At 70.5% G+C, this 14,248-nt stretch carries 17 protein-coding genes; 5 read left to right on the top strand and 12 right to left on the bottom strand.

Annotation, left to right across the window (positions count from 1 at the left end):
* Nucleotides 1-37: 37 nt before the first annotated feature.
* Nucleotides 38-961 (bottom strand): PaaX family transcriptional regulator, encoded by a 924-nt coding sequence (locus ABFX54_RS35835; protein WP_346111132.1) that lies wholly within the window; start codon nucleotides 959-961, stop codon nucleotides 38-40.
* A gap of 200 nt (nucleotides 962-1,161) precedes the next feature.
* The gene (locus ABFX54_RS35830; protein WP_346111131.1) at nucleotides 1,162-1,407 is read right to left on the bottom strand and encodes a hypothetical protein; all 246 of its coding nucleotides are present in this window, start codon (nucleotides 1,405-1,407) and stop codon (nucleotides 1,162-1,164) included.
* 1,073 nt (nucleotides 1,408-2,480) lie between these two features.
* Here ABFX54_RS35830 and ABFX54_RS35825 point away from each other — a divergent pair.
* The gene (locus ABFX54_RS35825; protein ID WP_346111130.1) at nucleotides 2,481-3,044 is read left to right on the top strand and encodes a dihydrofolate reductase family protein; all 564 of its coding nucleotides are present in this window, start codon (nucleotides 2,481-2,483) and stop codon (nucleotides 3,042-3,044) included.
* 139 nt (nucleotides 3,045-3,183) lie between these two features.
* On the opposite strand, the gene ABFX54_RS35820 is transcribed toward ABFX54_RS35825, so the two are convergent.
* From ABFX54_RS35820 to ABFX54_RS35810, 3 genes are all read right to left on the bottom strand, one after another.
* Nucleotides 3,184-3,633 (bottom strand): hypothetical protein, encoded by a 450-nt coding sequence (locus ABFX54_RS35820; RefSeq protein ID WP_346111128.1) that lies wholly within the window; start codon nucleotides 3,631-3,633, stop codon nucleotides 3,184-3,186.
* 497 nt (nucleotides 3,634-4,130) lie between these two features.
* Nucleotides 4,131-4,523: a hypothetical protein gene (locus tag ABFX54_RS35815; RefSeq protein ID WP_346111127.1), complete on the bottom strand. Its 393-nt coding sequence runs from the start codon at nucleotides 4,521-4,523 to the stop codon at nucleotides 4,131-4,133.
* Between the two features lie 157 nt (nucleotides 4,524-4,680).
* On the bottom strand, nucleotides 4,681-5,154 hold the full coding sequence (locus ABFX54_RS35810; RefSeq protein WP_346111126.1) for a MarR family winged helix-turn-helix transcriptional regulator: 474 nt from the start codon (nucleotides 5,152-5,154) through the stop codon (nucleotides 4,681-4,683).
* 57 nt (nucleotides 5,155-5,211) lie between these two features.
* Between ABFX54_RS35810 and ABFX54_RS35805 the strand changes: the two genes are divergently transcribed.
* Nucleotides 5,212-5,991 (top strand): alpha/beta fold hydrolase, encoded by a 780-nt coding sequence (locus ABFX54_RS35805; RefSeq protein ID WP_346111125.1) that lies wholly within the window; start codon nucleotides 5,212-5,214, stop codon nucleotides 5,989-5,991.
* 41 nt (nucleotides 5,992-6,032) lie between these two features.
* Here ABFX54_RS35805 and ABFX54_RS35800 read toward each other — a convergent pair whose 3' ends face one another.
* From ABFX54_RS35800 to ABFX54_RS35785, 4 genes are all read right to left on the bottom strand, one after another.
* Nucleotides 6,033-6,581: a VOC family protein gene (locus ABFX54_RS35800; RefSeq protein WP_346111123.1), complete on the bottom strand. Its 549-nt coding sequence runs from the start codon at nucleotides 6,579-6,581 to the stop codon at nucleotides 6,033-6,035.
* A 49-nt stretch (nucleotides 6,582-6,630) separates the two neighbouring features.
* Nucleotides 6,631-7,644 (bottom strand): helix-turn-helix transcriptional regulator, encoded by a 1,014-nt coding sequence (locus tag ABFX54_RS35795; RefSeq protein WP_346111122.1) that lies wholly within the window; start codon nucleotides 7,642-7,644, stop codon nucleotides 6,631-6,633.
* Nucleotides 7,645-7,725: 81 nt separating this feature from the next.
* Nucleotides 7,726-7,917, bottom strand: a complete 192-nt coding sequence (locus ABFX54_RS35790) for an oligopeptide/dipeptide ABC transporter ATP-binding protein (RefSeq protein ID WP_346111121.1) — start codon at nucleotides 7,915-7,917, stop codon at nucleotides 7,726-7,728.
* 97 nt (nucleotides 7,918-8,014) lie between these two features.
* Entirely contained in the window at nucleotides 8,015-8,617 is a 603-nt protein-coding gene (locus tag ABFX54_RS35785) for an RICIN domain-containing protein (protein ID WP_346111120.1), read from the bottom strand.
* 176 nt (nucleotides 8,618-8,793) lie between these two features.
* On the opposite strand from ABFX54_RS35785, the gene ABFX54_RS35780 reads away from it, so the two are divergent.
* A complete protein-coding gene (locus ABFX54_RS35780; RefSeq protein ID WP_346111119.1) occupies nucleotides 8,794-9,372 on the top strand; it encodes an NUDIX hydrolase in 579 nt (192 codons plus the stop codon).
* Nucleotides 9,373-9,375: 3 nt separating this feature from the next.
* On the opposite strand, the gene ABFX54_RS35775 is transcribed toward ABFX54_RS35780, so the two are convergent.
* The gene (locus tag ABFX54_RS35775) at nucleotides 9,376-10,074 is read right to left on the bottom strand and encodes a TetR/AcrR family transcriptional regulator (protein ID WP_346111117.1); all 699 of its coding nucleotides are present in this window, start codon (nucleotides 10,072-10,074) and stop codon (nucleotides 9,376-9,378) included.
* Between the two features lie 161 nt (nucleotides 10,075-10,235).
* Between ABFX54_RS35775 and ABFX54_RS35770 the strand changes: the two genes are divergently transcribed.
* Entirely contained in the window at nucleotides 10,236-10,607 is a 372-nt protein-coding gene (locus ABFX54_RS35770; RefSeq protein WP_346111116.1) for a DoxX family protein, read from the top strand.
* 13 nt (nucleotides 10,608-10,620) lie between these two features.
* Here the strand turns inward: ABFX54_RS35770 and ABFX54_RS35765 are convergent, their stop codons facing one another.
* Entirely contained in the window at nucleotides 10,621-12,042 is a 1,422-nt protein-coding gene (locus tag ABFX54_RS35765; protein ID WP_346111115.1) for an SLC13 family permease, read from the bottom strand.
* 18 nt (nucleotides 12,043-12,060) lie between these two features.
* A complete protein-coding gene (locus tag ABFX54_RS35760) occupies nucleotides 12,061-13,248 on the bottom strand; it encodes a CaiB/BaiF CoA transferase family protein (protein ID WP_346111114.1) in 1,188 nt (395 codons plus the stop codon).
* Between the two features lie 112 nt (nucleotides 13,249-13,360).
* On the opposite strand from ABFX54_RS35760, the gene ABFX54_RS35755 reads away from it, so the two are divergent.
* Nucleotides 13,361-14,245 carry a LysR family transcriptional regulator gene (locus ABFX54_RS35755; RefSeq protein WP_346111113.1) on the top strand — a complete coding sequence of 295 codons (885 nt, stop codon included), beginning with the start codon at nucleotides 13,361-13,363 and terminating at the stop codon, nucleotides 14,243-14,245.
* Nucleotides 14,246-14,248: the final 3 nt, after the last annotated feature.

The following is a 14,248-nucleotide window of genomic DNA, read 5'->3' as shown; positions in this document are numbered from 1 at the left end:
CACACCTGTCAAGGGCCCATCGTGCGGAGGGGACGGATCAGGAGGGGGTGAGGGTGGAGCCCGTCCTGTGGTGGGAGACCAGACCGGCCAGCGCGGGGTTGAACTCCGCCACGATCTGCCTGACGCGGAACTCGGCGAGCGGCCCGAGGGTGTCGTAGATCTCGACGAAGAGCTCGCGCGCCGCGGCGCGCGGCCAGTCGGCGGGCAGCAGCTCGGCGGGCAGGTCGGGGTCGTGGTTGGGGAACGTCCGCCAGGTGTCCATGATCCCCGAACGCGCCACCAGCGCCTCCGACGCGCCGACGGCGCCCTTGCGTACGCGGTCGAGGAGGGGCGCGTACTGGGCGACGAAGCCCTCGTACGTGCGGCGCAACTGCTCGAAGTCCCACGCCTCCTGCGGCGCCCGCATGCCGGGCAGGCCGAGCGCCTCGGCGCGGAAGACCGTCGCCATGGGGATCTCCAGCTCGCTCAGCACCGCCGCCGCACTGTCGGCCTCGGCCCTGGGCGAGACCCACAGGCCGTCGTAGAGCGGGGCGAAGCCGAGCCAGCGCAGTCGCGCGCGCAGCGTGTGGCGCAGGTCGCGCTGCTCCTCGGAGATGGAGAACGCGGCCATCACCCACCTGCCGTCCCAGGCGCCCTGCTCCAGACCGAAGGACATGATCCGCTGCCGGCCCGCCTGCAGCACCGCGGCGGCCTGGTCGGTCAGCCGGTAGTAGGTGCGCCGCCCCGACTTCGACGACACCAGCAGATCCCGCTTGGTCAGGCGGCTCAGCGCGGCCCGCGCGGCCACGGGGGAGACGCCGAACTCCGCGGTCAGCCGCACCAGGGCCGCCGAGGGGAGCTGCTCGGGCCGGCTGATCCAGTAGTCGCCGAGCAACGTGGTGATCAGGTGCTGCGGGGGCGCGCCCACCTGGAAGCGCGGGAAGTCGACGCCTGCAGCTTCGGCCAGCTTCGGATCATTCACAACCCGAGTATATTGACAACGTTTGCAGGTGCGGTCGTTATCGTGTTGTCATGCGTCGGTGCGGTTCGGTCGCGCCTCGGCCGACGGCTGATTCTGGATTGCCCACGCCTCCCGAGGAAGCCAGTGGGAAGGGTCGTCCATCGCCTCGGCCGGCAGGAACACCGGTCGTGTGAGCAAAAGGTCGCCCGCCCGCTGCACGCCTACCACCACACCAAGGGAAATCGAGCCCGGTTCGCCGGCGTGTAGTACAGCGTCAGGCCGGCCTCCCGGTAATCGGCCATCTCCGCGCGGCCGTCTAGGTACCGCGGGCGCGGCGGGACGCCGCCGAGCGCGGCAGTCACCTCGCCGGGACTCATTCCGAAGTGCAGTGGGCCGACGCTCACGAACGGGGTCAGTGTCCACTGCTGACGCTCGTTCTCCGGCAGTACAGCCCGCCATCCGAACATGGGTAGGGAGCTTACGACAGCGCGAGACTTCGGGCGGCTGGTGCTCTGGGGATCGGTCTGTTTCCTACGGAACGCCGGTTACGACTCCCATCAGGCGCCATCGTGACCCCGACGACGAGCGCCGCCGCAACGCCGAGCTGAGCGACCTGTGGCGGCAGGGCATCCCGATGACTCCGGAGCCCTACCGTCATCCGGCGGAGGATGCGTGAGGAAGCGAGCGTGTGCACTGGGGAATGCGAAGAGGCCCCGGATTCATCGGCAACGCCATCAAGTCCTGGTTCGCCGACCGACTGAAAGGCCGAATGCCAGCGGCTCAGGTGTATTGGTTGTCGCGGATCGGGCTGATGTCGTAAACCCACTGGCCTGGTCGGACATTGACGGACACCTGTAGGTAGACCCTCGATATGGACTTGGAGCCGCCACCGTGGCCGCGTGCGGGATCCACGCGGGCGGAGGACACTCCGTCTTTCGCCGGTGCCGGGCTTGGCACCAGCAGTCCGCTCAGTGCTGCGATTCCCGGTACGGCGCCCAGAATGCGTGTCTTCAACGGTCCTCCGGCAAGGGATGGTTCGGTTGGTCTTGGGGTGTGAACTTCGGTCCTCCGCGTGGTCGGCGGGGGAGATGCCCGTGGTGTCGCCGCGTGGCGGATCGCGATGAGAACGGCGATCGATGGTGCGGCGGGGCCCTGTCTGAGTGTCAGGTTCCGAAGGTGAACGTCCCGCGCAGGACGGTGTTCCGCCTGCTCCAGTAGCTCTCGTGAACGGCCCGGTGGCCGGTCGCGTGAGAATGGTGCTCGTCACCGCGACTGCGACGCCGACGGTGACCGTTTCTGTGCGGGTCGATCGTTCTTCCTTCTCTCGCGCGGACATCGGTCCTCGGGGATTCGCCATGCTCGGACTCCTCGGACGTGAGAAATCCCGGCGGCCGAGGTTCGCCGGAGTGATCGTTGCACGCGTCGGTAGCAGCGTGGAATACGCCGGGTCATCCGGCATCGAGAGGTGCGGCCTGACCGATGATTTTTCCGCGCGGTGCTGGTCTGTACGCCGACTACCGACTCACGGGAGGCTGACGCCATGCGGAAACTGACCTTCGCCATGAATGTGACTTTGGACGGCTACGTTGCCGCGCCCGGCGGCGACCTCGGCTGGGGTGTACCGAGTGACGAGTTGTTCCAGTGGTGGTCCGACCGGGTGGGGGCGACCGGTCTGGCGTTGTACGGGCGCAGGTTGTGGGAGGGGATGAGCTCCCACTGGCCGACGGCCGATCAGCAGCCTGGTGCCACGCCGGCGGTGATCGAGTACGCCGGCCGGTGGCGGGACATGCCGAAGGTGGTGTTCTCCTCGACGACCCGTACGGTCGACTGGAACGCCCGTCTGGTCACCGGTGACGCGGTCGCCGAGATCGCCCGGTTGAAGGCCGAGAACGGTGGGTCCATGGACATCGGCGGTGCCACGCTCGCCGCGGCGGCCATGCGGGCGGGGCTGATCGACGAGTACGTGCTGGTCACCGCGCCGGTCTTGGTGGGTAGCGGTACGCCGTTCTTCACGGCCTTGGACAACTGGGTGAACCTGACTCTGATGGAGACTCGGACGTTTCCCGGCGGGGTGCTTATGACCAGGTACGAGAGCAGGCGCTGAATACGCGGCCACGGAGGCGCAGATTCCGCGCGTGATCTCGGTCCATCACCTCGTGTGATGACAAAGCCGGCCCCGGATTCGTCGGCAACGCCATCAGGTCCTGGTACGCCGACCGGCTGAAGGCCTGAGCGTCAGCGGCTCAGGTGTACTGGTTGTCGCGGTTCGCGCTGAAGGCGAAACCCCTGACCCCGCCTGATCGGGCGTAGATCTGCAGGTGCAGGTAGACCTTCCTTATGGGCTTGGTGCCGGTGCGGATGATGGTTCCGAAGTTGGTGCCGTGGTCGCCGCAGCCGTTGGTGTCCTTCCTCCAGGCGCTGTACCCGGTGGTTCCGTCGGTGTGAATCCAGACAACCCGAGCCCGTACCGGACGGTTGTCACCGGGACAGAGGTCGCGCACCGTGAAGTTCCGGAAGATGACCTTCTTCCGGTTGACGAAGTCGACGTTCGCCCGGACGGACCCGCCACCGTAGTTGGCCGAGCCATTCAGGCGGGCGGAGGACACTCCGTCGGCCGCCTGCGCCGGGCTTGGCACCAGCAGTCCGCTCAGTGTTGCGATTCCCAGTACGGCGCCAAGAATGCGTGTCTTCAACAGTCCTCCAGCAAGAGATGTTTCGGTTGGCCTTGGGGCGTGGAATTCACCCCTCCGCGTGGCCGGCGGGGGAGATGCGCGAGGTGTCGCCTCGTGGCGGATCGCGATGAGAACGGCGATCGATGGTGCGGGGGCCCTGCCTGAGCGTCAGGTCCCGAAGGTGAACGTCTCGCGCAGGACGGTGTCGCGCCCGCTCCAGTAGCTCTCGTGAACGGCCCGGCGGCCGGTCGCGCGAGAATGACGCTCGCGACTGCGACGCCGACGGTGACCGTTTCTGTGCGGGTCGATCGTTCTTCCAGTCCTCGGGGCTTCGTCATGCCCGGATTCCTCGGACATGAGGAATCCCGGCGGTCCGAGGTTCGCTGGAGTGATCGTCGCACGCGTCGGTAGCAGCCTGGAATACGACGGGAATACGTCTGGTTCAGCCGGCGTCCAGAGATGACTTCAGGCGCCCCCTTTGCCGGGGGCGCCTGTCATCGAGCGGATCGGGCGCGGGCTCAGTCGATGCGGCGGCAGACGGTCACCGGCAGGCGGGCCGACCACCTCTTGGTGGCGGCGTCGTACGCCTCGGCATAGCCGTTGTTGCTGCCCGAGCAGGGGGAGGCGAGCGTGGTGTCCACGTAGACGGCCCCGCCCGGCGTGACGGGGTGCGTGCGGGCCGTCGCCCACTTGTGGAACGCGGTGACGCCGTTGCTGTACTTGACGCTCACGTACACCCGGCCGCCGACCGTGAAATGACCGCCGGCCACCTTGAGGTGACCGTCGAAGGTGTACGTGAACAGGAAGGGACGCTCGGCCTGGGACGTGGCGGCGCTCGCCGGGGCGGCGACGGTCGTGGCGATCACGGCAGCGGATGTGAGGCCGAGCAGGGCACTCAGAGGACGGTTCATCGGCTCTCCCGGTGACGGTACGTGTGCTCGTCACCATTGAGCGTCACCATGCTTGCGGCCCGCCTGCGGGTCGCTGACCGGGGGTGGCGGTATGCGGGCCGTGCCAGCTGGTTGGCGGGAGCCGTGCGCGGTCGCGCGCGGGACGCTCCTATGGATGTCAGTCCACGTCGACGTTGTCGAGGAAGTGCAGGAGGTGGGTGAGGACTCGGATGCAGGCGGTGAGGTCGGCGTCGGTCAAGCCGTCGCCCGCCTGGGAGAGTACGGCGCGTTCGCGGGCGAGTACGGCGGTGATGGCGGCTGTGCCTTCCTCCGTGAGCCGGATGAGTGCGGAGCGTTTGTGTGCCGGGTTGGGGACGGACTCGACCAGGCCGCGCGCGGCCGCGTCGTTGATCATGCGTTGGACGAACTGGCGGCTCAGCGCCTGCGCCCTGCCCATCTGGGGGACGGTCATGGGGCCGTGCTCGCGCAGCAGGACCAGGACGGCCCGCACTCCGACCGGCAGGCCCTCGATGGGCGCGTCCTGCTCCACCTTGCGGTGGGCGCGCCGGTACAGCGGCCCTACCAGGTCGAACACCTCGGCAAGGCGGTCGGGTAGGTCTGCGGGGTGCTGGGGCCGGTCTGTTCCGCTCACCGTTCCATGATGACACCTTAGTTGTCATTCTTGGTTCAAGATGACACCTTGGTTGTCATGAATGATGTGTTCTGGCTCGACGTCGGCGCCGGCCGGCCTCTCGTCCTGTTGCACGGCGGGTTCGTGGACCACGGCATGTGGCACGCGCAGATCGCGGAGTTCGCCGGGAGCCACCGGGTCATCGCGCCCGACGCCCGCGGCCACGGCCGCTCCGCCAACGCCACCGAGCCGTACCGGCTCACCGACGACCTCGCCGCCTTGCTGCGCCGGCTGCGTACGGGCCCGGCCGTGCTGGTGGGTGTGTCCATGGGCGCGAGCGTCGCGGTCGAGACCGCGCTGGAGCATCCCGGACTGGTCAGTGCCCTGGTCATCACCGGCGCCGGCACCGGCGAGCCGTACTTCACCGACCCCTGGACCGTCCAGCGCCTGACCACCTGGCACGCGGCCATGGCGGCCGGTGATCTGGAGGCGTCGGTCGAGGGGTTCATGGCGTTCGTGGCCGGCCCGTACCGGACCCTCGACGAGTGCGATCCCGAGGTCGTGAGCCGGCTGCGGCGGATGGCCAGGCGGACCATGGCCAAGCACACCGCCGGTGAAACTGATTTGCTCGTTCCCGTGGCCGGCACCTGGGAGCGCGTCGCCAAGATCGAGGTTCCCGTGCTGGCCGTCAACGGGGCTCTCGACTCGCCCGATCACATCGGCATGGCGGAACGGGTCGCCTCCGCCGTCGCCGACGGCCGCACGATCACCGTCGACCGTGCGGCCCACTACCCGAACATGGAATGTCCGGACGTCTACCACGAGATCCTCATGGATTTTCTGCGGTCTGCTCTGTGATCACCGCGCCGGTGGCCAACGGTCCTATGGAGCCTGCGGGCTCAGGGGGTTCTCGGGTCGTGGAGTGTGTGCATCGCGTCCATGAGGGTCTGGTGGATGTAGTCGAGCTCAGGGGTGGACAAGCTGGTCCAGTCGTCGGTCTCCTGGGACCACTCCGCCGGCTCGTCGGAGGCGGTGGTCCAGTCCTGGTCGGTCGCCGCGGGATCGTGCTGGTACACCCACCAGAGGTTTCCTGAACGGTCCTGGAAGCGGGCGAGCTTGTCGCCGAAGAAGTCGGTCGGGCGGGTCACGATGCGTGCTCCGCGAGCCTCCGCGCGGGCGAGAGTGTCCTCGATGTCGTTCACGTAGACGCGGGTGAGCGCGGGGGTGAACGGCCAGTCGGGCTTGCGGTCGGCGAGCGTCAGCAGCGAGTCGCCCAGGCGGAGCTCGGCGTGCAGGACGAGCCCGTCCTTGTCGATCGTACGGGCCGCCGGCACGTCGGTCGCGCCGAACACGTCGATGACGAAGCCGATCAGGTCGGTGGCCTGGTCGGTGATGATGAACGGGTTGACCGTGTTCGAGCCGGCGGGCGCGTGGGGGAATGTGGTCATGGTGATCCTTCCTGCGTGAGCGGTGCAGGCATGCTCGCAGGAGACGAGGTCATATTCCGTCCGCGTCTGCGGGGGATCGACGGGTGACTTCAGGCGGCGTCTCCAGGGCGCGGAGCATGCGTGCGAGCATCTCGCGCAGTTGCGTGCGTGCGGGGCCGGGCAGGTCGACGGTGTACTCGACGCCGGCCGGGATCCACGACAGGGCGTACATCGTCTCGCGGACGTCGCCGCCGCCGACCGGCCAGCGCGTGGTGCCGGCGCCCGCCGGTTCGACGCCCTGCGCCCACTCGCCGAACTCCTGCCGGAGCCGCTCGATCGGCATCCGGATCGTCGCGGTCGCGTCGGTCGCCTGCCTGCCCCATGACGTCGCGACGGCCACGAACTCCTCGATCTGGCGCTGGGAGAGCGGGCGCGGCTCGAAGAACACGGCGGTGCGGCGTACGGCGGAGATCCGGTCGATGCGGAACGTGCGCCAGTCGTCGCGGTCGAGGTCCCAGCACAGGAGGTACCAGTGACGTTCGGACGGGGTCAGGTGGTGGGGTTCGACGTGGCGTGTTGACGGGCCGCTCGCTGAGGGGGATGTATGGGTGAAGCGGGTGCGCTCGTGGTCGCGGCAGGCCAGCGCCAGATCGGTCAGTACGGCATGGGACACCCCGGCCCTGGTTCGGGTCCTGGACGGCCGTACCGCGGTGGCGAGGGCGTTGACCCGTTCGCGCAGCGCGGCGGGCAGCACGCGTTCGAGCTTGGTGAGCGCCCGCAGCGTCGTGTCGGCCCCGTCGGTGAGTTGCCGCGTCGCCGCGAGGCGCAGGCCCGCCGCCATCGCCACGGCCTCGTCGTCGGTGAGCAGGAGCGGCGGCACCACCCCGCCGGGTTCGAGCCGGTAACCGCCCGCGAGCCCCGGCGCCGACTCGATGCGGTATCCGAGGTCACGCAGGCGTTCGACGTCCCTGCGCACCGTGCGCCGCGTGACGCCGAGCCGCCGGGCCAGGTCGGGGCCCGTCCAGTGCCGGTGCGTCTGCAGCAGGTTGAGGAGGGCGAGCGCGCGTGCGGTGGTGTCCGGCATACCCCTCAGTCTGCTGCAGAACGAGGACCGTTCGTGTCCGCATCCGCCGGCAGGTCTGCCGCAGGACCGGAGCCGAAACCGTCAGGCGTAGAGCCAGCAGCGGGTCCGGTGGTCCGGGGTGAACGTGTGCGTCGGCGGCGCCTCGGTGTGGCAGGTCGGGGTCGCGTGCGGGCAGCGGTGGGCGAAGGGGCAGCCGGCCGGCTCGGCGAGCAGGTTCGGAGGTTCCGCCGGATCCTCCTCGTCGAGGTCGCCCGGCAGCGCGGTGCTCTCCATGAGCGTCCCCTCCCGAAGCCGCGACGACAGCTACAACGACGAGGGAGGCGGTGGCGAGTAGGCGCCGTCCTCCTGCCCGGCGCGGGCGGGCCGATCGTCAGTTCTGGACGATGAACAGGTCCCGGCCGAAGTTGACGTCCTCCAGGCTCGGCTTGATCAGGCGGGCGGGCAGGTCGTCGTAGTACGGGATGGCCGGGACGCGCACCATGCGCACGTCGCACAGGTAGGCCACCCACACGCACCCGCTACCGGGTGCGCCCAGGCCACCCTTGAACTGCCACGCCTGGTTGGGGCTGGTGTTGCAGGCGTAGACGTGGATGACGCCGGTGAGGCGGCCGCCTCGGTTGTCGGCGTCCAGGCACCGTCCGGAGAACGCCGCGCTCTGGACGCGGCGCGCGCCTGTGGGGGAGCCGGGGTTGGCGGACGGCTGGAAGCTCCACGCCTGCCTGGTGTCGCCCGGCTGGCACGGGTCGAAGTACACGTAGATGCGCTGGGGGTCGATCAGTTTGGCGCCCGCGGTCAGGCACTGCGTGGCGTCTGCCGGGAGGGTGATCCTGTAGGTGCCGGGTGGTACGTCGTCGAGGAGCGTGCCGCCGGTGCTCGCGGAGGCGTTGCCGGTGAGGGCGGACCAGCCGGTCACGGCGATGAGCATGGCGATGAGCATGGCGATGAGCGTTCGGGTCAGTGATCGTCGTCCCACGTTCGTTCCCCTGTCGTGAGTTGGATGGGGACCAACGTAGGAAGCGAGCCGTGCCGCGGTCTTCGTGATTTCTCGCAAAGCCGGCCCATTCCGCTCGCCGGTTCTTGCCGGTCGTGGGCGATACAGTCGGTTCTCATGAAGGAGCCGGGAGGTCGGGGGCTGCCCCTGGTGCGGTCGTGATCGAGCGAGGCGGCTCCGGGGGCGCGCGGGAGCGGCTGGCGCGGCAGTTCGCCGGCATCACCCCGTGGGACGAGTTGGAGGCCGTCCACATGGCCGAGGGGCTTGACTGGATCGCCAGTGGGGCGCCGCTCTACCGTACGGATGCGCCCGATGTGCCTGATCCGCACCTCGTGGCCTACACCGTGGTCCTCAGCCCGAGCGAGGAGATCCTGCTCGTCGATCACCGCAAGGCGCGGCTCTGGCTGCCGAGCGGCGGGCATGTCGAGCCGGGCGAGGACACCTGGGAGACCGTCGAACGCGAGTGCCGGGAGGAGCTGGGCGTAACGGCCCGCCCAGCCGGGCCGGCCGGGAAGCGGCCGTTCTTCGTCACGGCGACGCGGACGCGCGGTGCGCGCTCCCACACCGACGTGTCGCTCTGGTTCGTCATCGAAACCGACCCCATCACCACCTACGACGAGGGCGAGTTCGCCGGCGTCAGGTGGCTGTCGCCGCGGGAGGTGCTCGCCGAGCCCGTCGAACGGCTCGATCCGCACATGCACCGGTTCACCAGGAAGCTCGCCAAGGCGATCGGCTGATCGCTAAGTACCCGAGTTTGGGGCGGGGCGGGAGATGCGGAGCATGGCGCGGTAGACCGCGGTCCCGGTTGGGGGTGGTGCCAGGGGCGGGAGCGGGGTGCCGGGGGTGGCGTAGGCGCGGAGCATCTGGCCGACCAGGCGGCGCCACGCGTCGGGGGCGGCTTCGGCGGTGGCGGCGACGACGCCGGCGTTGGCCATCAGCAGGATGACGAGGTCCTCGGCGGTGAAGTCGTCGCGCAGGTGGCCGCCGGCCTGGGCGCGGGCGATGATCGTCAGAAACCCTTCGTACGCCTCCGCGCGCCGGGCCTCCAGGGTCTTGGCGGACGGGAAAGACCTGGCCAGCACGTCGGCGAAGCCCCGGTCGGCGGCCTGCATGGCGCATACGGTCTCGATGAAGCCGGTGAAGCCGCGCCACGGGTCGGGATCGGCGAGCGCCCGGGCGGTGGCGGCGGCGTAGGCGTCCATGCGGTCGGCGAAGACGGCGTTGATGAGCTCTTCGCGGCTGGCGAAGCGGCGCGACAGGGTGGCCTTGCCGACGCCCGCCTCCCGGGCCACGCAGGCCATCGAGACGCCGAGTCCTTGCCCGGCGAACAGGCGGCGGGCCGCGGCCAGGATGCGCACGCGGTTGCGTTCGGCGTCGGCGCGCAGCCCCGGCTCGGGCTGCCGGTCGTCGGGCGGATCCGGGTCGGCGCTGCGGCTCATGCTTCCATTCTAACCAAGTGGAACGGTCTACCCATTTCATCGCCGAACGTGGCATGATGAAAGCGGGTAGGCCGTTCCACTTTTCCCGGGGACGACGCCGAGCACCGTCGTTCGCCTGGCCGAGCTGCCCACCGCACCCCCGACCGTCAAGGAGAGTCCCCATGAACATCGCCCTGTGGATCGTGCAGATCGCTCTCGGCGCCATGTTCTTCATGGCAGGAGTGATGAAGGCCACGCAGCCCAAGGAGAAGCTGGCCCCGAAGCTGCCGTGGGTGGACGACTTCTCCGCCGGCACCATCCGCTTCATCGGCGTCGCCGAGGTGGCGGGCGGGCTCGGCCTGATCCTGCCCGCCCTCACCGGCATCGCCCCCGTGCTGACTCCGCTGGCCGCGGCCGGCCTGGCGCTGACGATGGTGCTGGCCGCGGTGGTCCACGTCCGCCGTAAGGAGCCGTCCGGGATCGCGGTCAACGCGGTCCTGTTCCTGCTCGCGGCGTTCGTCGCCTGGGGGCGGTTCGGTCCTTACGCCTTCTGACGTCCCCGGCGAATCACCACCAGCCGAAGGCGGCCCAGGTCAGGACGGGGGCGACGACGATCGAGATCAGCCCGTACACCAGGAGCTGGCGGAACAGGCGGGCTCGGGCCGGGGGCTCGGCGGCGCCCAGGATGAGGCCGCCGGTGATGCCGAGCGGGTTGAGGTCGACCAGCACCGAGGCCAGGGCCACGGCGAGCACCCCGCCGACCGGGGAGACTCCGGCGGCCACCAGCGGCGGCAGCAGGGGCATGACGGTCGCGAACACCGCGATGGAGCTGGCGGCGAAGGACGTGATCCCGGCGACGTAGCACAGCACCAGCAGGCTGAGCAGCGGCGAGCCGGCCACCCCGAGCAGCTCGCTGATCTGCTTGAACGCGCCCAGGTGCTGCATCAGGCCCACGTACGTGAGCAGGCCGCCGATCAGCAGGACCACGTTCCACGGGATCCTGGAGACGATCGCGCCGAGCGGCAGCCGGAAGGCGAGCTGCAGCACCAGGGCGGCGGTGAGGCCGAGATAGCCGACGTTCATGTCGAAGCCGACGGACAGGACGACGACGGCGGCCATGCACACCAGCGTGAAGGCTCGCGTTCCTGAACCTGGACCTTGCGTCGCCGCCGCCGTGGGTGCGACCGTCACGGTCGCGGTGCCGGAAGCCCCGCCACTGGAAGCCGCGTCGCCGGAAGTGGCGCCGGAAGTGGCGCCGGAAGTGGCGCCGGAAGTGGCGCCGGACGCGGGGTCAAGGTCGGCGGTGCCGGACGCGGGGCCGGCCGGGTCGGTGGTGCCGGCCCCGAGCGGCGTGGCCGGGACGGAGGCGCGGCCCCGGGGGATGCCGCCGGTGAACCGGCCGACCACGAGGCACCCCGCACACACGACCAGCCCCGCCACCAGCCCCCCGGCCAGGAACGTCACCGGCGCCGAGCCGGGCAGGTCGATGCCCAGTTTGCCGCTCAGCGAGCGCGCGGTGACCCCGTACACGGCCAGCGGCGACAGCAGCCCGCTGATGATGCCGGTGACGCCCAGGACGGCGGCGAGCATCGGCGAGATCCGGTAGCGGGCGGCGAAGCCGAGGGCGATGGGGGAGACGATGGCGGTCGCGGCGGCGGGCAGGGTGCCGGCCGCGGTGAGCACGGCGCCGATGGCGAACGGCGCCAGCGCGATCAGCACGAGCCGGCCGCCGGCCGCCCGCAGCAGGACGTCCAGTAACCAGTCGAGGGTCCCGTTGAGCTGCGCGACGGCGAACAGGGCGGTCACCCCGACGATGAGCACGAAGAAGTCGGCAGGGAAGAAGCCGGTCACGTCGTTCGTCGGGACGCCGGCGGCGAGCCCGAGCAGGAACGCCGCCGCCAGGGCGCCCAGGCCGAGGTCGAAGCCGGGGATCAGGGTCGCCGCGAGCAGGGCGACCAGCACGATGATGGACAGGGTGGCCATGGTCATGGGCACACCTCTTTCGGGTCAGACCACTCCTCGGTGGCGCAGGTCATGGATCTCCGGCTCGGCCAGCCCGGCGAGGTCGCGGAGAACGTCGTCGGTGTGCTCGCCCAGGGCGGGCGCGGGGCCGCCGATCGTGGTGTCGAACCCGGAGAAACGCCCGGCCGGGGCCTGCATGAGCCGCGGGCGGCCCGTCCTGGCGTCCGGCACCTCCACGATCGAGCCGCGGGCGCGGATGTGCGGGTCGGCGCAGATGTCGGCGGCGGAGTTGACCGGCCCGGCGGCCACTCCGGCCGCGGTGAGCAGGGACATCAGGGGTTCGAGGTCGTGGGCGGCGACGAAGGCGGCGACCCTGGCCTCGATCTCCTCACGGTGTTCCAGCCGGGCGGTCATGGAGTCGTGCACGGCGAGGTCGTCCGCGCCCATGACGGTGACCAGCCGGCGCCACATCTGCTCGGTCGAGGCGGGCAGGGCCAGCCAGCGGCCGTCGCGGGTGCGGTAGAGGTCGTTGGGGCTGATGTGCGGGTTGCGGTTGCCCTGGCGTTCGCGGGGCTCGCCGGTGGCGCCGTACTCGACGACGAAGTCCTCCATCATCCGCAGCAGCGGCTCGTACAGGGGGATGTCGGCGAGCTGGGCCTGCCCGGTGAGGTCGCGCTGGCGCAGCGCGAGCATGGCGGCGAACGCGGCGTAGATGCCGGTGACGCCGTCGGCCACGGGATAGCCGGCGAAGACGGGCGGCCCGTCGGGGGTTCCTGTGCGGTGGGTCAGGCCGGCGAACGCCTCCGCGACGCGGGCGAAGCCGGGCCGGTCGGCGTACGGGCCGGTCCTGCCGAACGCGCTCACCTGGATCATCACCAGGTCGGGCCGGTACGCGCGCAGGTCGTCGAAGTCGATCCGGAACCGGCGCAGCGTCGCCGGGCGGAAGTTGGTCACCACGATGTCCGCGGCCGCGGCCAGCCGGCCGACCAGCGCGGCCGCCTCGGCGTGGTGCAGGTCGATCGTGACGCTGCGCTTTCCCCGGCCGATCATCGACCAGGCGGCCGACTCGCCGTCCTCCAGCGGCGGGTAGTGGCGGGCCGGATCGCCCGTGCCGGGATGCTCGACCTTGATCACTTCGGCGCCGAACTCGCCGAGCAGCGCGGACGCGAGCGGCCCGGCCAGGATCGTCGACACGTCCAGGACACGCACTCCGCTGAGGGGGCGGTCAGCCACTTGATATTCCTTTCACCTCGTGTTTCATCGGCCACGATCGCGCCCCGTCGCGGCGACGGGAAGACGTGGAAGCAGTTCACAGGTGAAAGGTTCTGCCTTTATGGTGGGCCGCGTGCGGGTGGAACGGGCCCGGTACTTCCTGGCCGCGGTCGAGACGGGGTCGCTGCGCGCGGCGGCGGCCCGGTGCGGCGTGAGCCAGCCCGCGCTCGGCCAGCAGATCGCGCTGCTGGAGGAGGAGCTGGACGTCGTGCTGCTCACCCGCAGCCGCCACGGCGTGCGCCCGACGCCGGCCGGGCAGGCGCTGATCGAGCCGCTGCGCCGGCTGGTGGCGGCCGAGGAGGCCGTGCGCGAGTCGGCGATGGAGACGAGCGGCACCTACCGGGGCCGGGTGCAGATCGGCGGCGTCACCGTGACCGTGGAGACCATCATCGCGCCGGTCGTGGGCCGGTTGCGGCAGTTCCATCCCGGTTTGCGGTTCGCGGTCCGCGAGGGGGCGTCGGCCGACATCGAGGCCGCGGTGCTGGACGGCGCGCTCGACTTCGGGGTGGTCACCATGCCGGCGAGCCCGCCCGCGCCCGGGCTGCGCCGCATCCCACTCATCTCGGCGCCCGTCGGCGCGTACGCGCGCACGGACCATCCGCTGGCGGGCCGCGACCAGATCCAGTGGCGCGACCTGGAGACCTGGCCGATCGTCACCATGCGGGCGGGCACCGTGATGTGGGAGACGCTGCACCGCCACGTGGCCGCACCCGACGTCGTCGTGCAGGCGATGTCGGCGCGGACCGTGAAGGTGATGGTCGGTCAGGGCGCCGGGGTCGGCATCCTGGCCAGGTTCGACACCTCGGCCGACATCGCCGACGTGGTCTGGCTGCCGCTGTCGGACGCCGACCCCGTCCACCTGTGCCTGACGCAGCGTCAGGACAGCCGGCCCTCGCCCTCCGCCCTCATCGTCAGGCGGCTCATCAGGGCCAGGGCCGGCGAGCTGACGGTCAGCTGATCG

The organism is Nonomuraea maheshkhaliensis, from assembly GCF_039529435.1.
Classification (GTDB): domain Bacteria; phylum Actinomycetota; class Actinomycetes; order Streptosporangiales; family Streptosporangiaceae; genus Nonomuraea; species Nonomuraea maheshkhaliensis.
This window is presented reverse-complemented; position numbering and strand designations above follow the sequence as displayed.

Excerpts from the sequence above, each read along its gene's own strand:
- ABFX54_RS35775 (WP_346111117.1), bottom strand. The coding sequence starts at position 10,074 with ATGAGCCGCAGCGCCGACCCGGATCCGCCCGACGACCGGCAGCCCGAG.
- ABFX54_RS35830 (WP_346111131.1), bottom strand. The coding sequence starts at position 1,407 with ATGTTCGGATGGCGGGCTGTACTGCCGGAGAACGAGCGTCAGCAGTGG.
- ABFX54_RS35800 (WP_346111123.1), bottom strand. The coding sequence starts at position 6,581 with ATGACCACATTCCCCCACGCGCCCGCCGGCTCGAACACGGTCAACCCG.
- ABFX54_RS35795 (WP_346111122.1), bottom strand. The coding sequence starts at position 7,644 with ATGCCGGACACCACCGCACGCGCGCTCGCCCTCCTCAACCTGCTGCAG.
- ABFX54_RS35770 (WP_346111116.1), top strand. The coding sequence starts at position 10,236 with ATGAACATCGCCCTGTGGATCGTGCAGATCGCTCTCGGCGCCATGTTC.
- ABFX54_RS35765 (WP_346111115.1), bottom strand. The coding sequence starts at position 12,042 with ATGACCATGGCCACCCTGTCCATCATCGTGCTGGTCGCCCTGCTCGCG.
- ABFX54_RS35825 (WP_346111130.1), top strand. The coding sequence starts at position 2,481 with ATGCGGAAACTGACCTTCGCCATGAATGTGACTTTGGACGGCTACGTT.
- ABFX54_RS35790 (WP_346111121.1), bottom strand. The coding sequence starts at position 7,917 with ATGGAGAGCACCGCGCTGCCGGGCGACCTCGACGAGGAGGATCCGGCG.
- ABFX54_RS35815 (WP_346111127.1), bottom strand. The coding sequence starts at position 4,523 with ATGAACCGTCCTCTGAGTGCCCTGCTCGGCCTCACATCCGCTGCCGTG.
- ABFX54_RS35805 (WP_346111125.1), top strand. The coding sequence starts at position 5,212 with ATGAATGATGTGTTCTGGCTCGACGTCGGCGCCGGCCGGCCTCTCGTC.